Consider the following 2064-nt stretch of genomic DNA (forward strand, 5'->3'; position numbering starts at 1 on the left):
GCGGCCGCCCGCTCCGCGCTCGTCCCGGTGCCCCCCCCGCCCGCGGGCGCGACCCCGGGGCGTGGCCGGCGCCGCGCGTCCGCGGAGCGCGAAGTCTCCGCGTCCGCACGGCCGGCCCTGCTCATCCGATGCGCACCGAAGCCTTCCGCGCACTCCCCTCCGCTGGCACCGAACGGCCGTCGCCGCCGACACCGGACTCGATCGCCGCCGTCACGATGCGGTTGCGGTCGCCCGACGACAACACTCCGTTGGCCACGAGCTCCTGGGTCACCGCCTTCACGTGCTTCACGAACCGGTCGTGGGACGCGTACTCCGCGTTCTCGTCGATGACGTCGTTGATCGTGCAGCCGTTGCCGGTGTCGATGTTCTCGACCTGGCTGTCGACTCCGCCGATGACCACCGTCTCCCGGGTGTCCGAGGAGGGGCAGGCGTCCGGTGGCGGCGCGGCCGCGACCACCCGGAACGATCCCGCCACCTCGGCCGAGACGTTCCCGGCGACGTCCGTGGCCCGGGCTCGCACGGTGTGCGCCCCCAGCGCGGACACCACGACCGGCGCCGCGTACCGGGTCCACGCCGACTCGTCCACTTTGTACTCGACCGAACCCACTCCGGACTCCGTGTCGGTGGCGGTCACCGTCACCGTCGCCGAACCGACGTAGTTCCAGCCACCGTCCTGGTTCCCGGCGACCTGGAGCGCGACCGAAGGCGCGGTCGTGTCCCCGCCGGCGACCACGGTGAACGACACCGAACCCTCCGCGGACGCGTTGCCGGCGACGTCGCGAGCGCGGTAGCCGACCGTGTGCGAACCGGCCGCGGACACCGGAACCGGTGCCGTGTAAACCGTCCACGCGCCACCGTCCACTTGGTACTCCACCGCTGCGATCCCGGAACCCGCGTCCGAAGCCGTCACCGTGACGATCGCCTTGCCGACGTAGTGGCCGTCGGCGTCCTGGGTGCCGCTCAGGGAGGCCGACACGGCCGGCGCGGTCGTGTCGCTCCTCACCACCGTGAAGTGGGCCATGCCCTCCGGCGACACGTTCCCCGCGACGTCGGTGGCCCGGTAGTGCAGCATGTGCATCCCCGCCGCGGTCACCGCGACCGGCGCGGTGTAGGCGGTCCAGGCGCCGCTGTCGAGCTGGTATTCCACCGACGCCACGCCGGAATCGGCGTCCGTGGCGGTGATCCGGGCCGTCGCGACGTCGAGGTAGCTGCCCGACGAGTCCTGGGTGCCGGTGATCGCCGCGCTGACCGAGGGCGCGGTCGTGTCCCCCGGCCGGGCGACGATCGTGAAGTGCGCCATGCCTTCCGCGGACGTGTTCCCGGCGACGTCGGTCGCCCGGTAGTGCAGCATGTGCGCGCCGACCGCGGACACCACCACCGGCGCGGCATACGTGGTCCACGTGCCGCCGTCGAGCTGGTACTCGACCGAGGCCACGCCGGAGCCCGCGTCGGTGGCCGAAAGCGTGACCGTGGCGGACCCGAGGTAGCTGCCGGCCGGGTCGCGATCCCCCGTCACCGCCGCGGTGACGGCCGGCGGGGTCGTGTCGCCGGTGCCGTCGGACACGACGAACTCCCCCACCATCGCCGTGTGCCCGGGGATGGTGCAGTAGTACCGGTACTTGCCGGGCGTCAGCGTCACGACGGCCTCGTGCCGGCCGTTGGCGGGGTCGAACGGGTTGGCCAGGATGTTCAGCGAGACGTCGTGGTTGTAGCCCGGCGTCGAGGTGTCGAACGTCAGAGTGTGCGACATCCCGGTCGTGTTGCCGGTGGCTTCGCTGTTCTCGAAGACGACGGTGGTCTCACCAGGGAGGGCGCCGGTGGGCGCGGACGCGTATTCGGTGGTGCTGTTGTTCGCGGTCCAGGTCAGCGTCTGGACCGGCGCCGCCGCCGCGGGCGTCGCCAGCCCGAGCACGGCCAGGAAGGCCGTCAGCAGCAGGGCGGTCAGTCGTGGGGACATCGCGGGGAACCCTTCCTGAAGTGGGGGTCGTGAGTGGTGAGGCGGGTTAGAACCCGCCTCACCACTCACGAGGGTTCACCAGGAGCCGTCGGGGTTGACGGCGTGGT

1 protein-coding gene is annotated in these 2064 nt (G+C 72.1%); it reads right to left on the bottom strand.

Features of this window, described 5'->3' with window-relative positions:
• Nucleotides 1-121: 121 nt before the first annotated feature.
• A complete protein-coding gene (locus tag AB0M30_RS11535; RefSeq protein ID WP_364582811.1) occupies nt 122-1957 on the bottom strand; it encodes a copper-binding protein in 1836 nt (611 codons plus the stop codon).
• Nucleotides 1958-2064: the final 107 nt, after the last annotated feature.

The sequence above is a fragment of the Amycolatopsis sp. NPDC051716 genome, from assembly GCF_040681595.1.
In the GTDB taxonomy this organism is placed as follows: domain Bacteria; phylum Actinomycetota; class Actinomycetes; order Mycobacteriales; family Pseudonocardiaceae; genus Amycolatopsis.

What these genes read in the sequence shown, in the direction of transcription:
- AB0M30_RS11535 (WP_364582811.1), bottom strand. Translation starts at nt 1,957, where the DNA reads ATGTCCCCACGACTGACCGCCCTGCTGCTGACGGCCTTCCTGGCCGTG.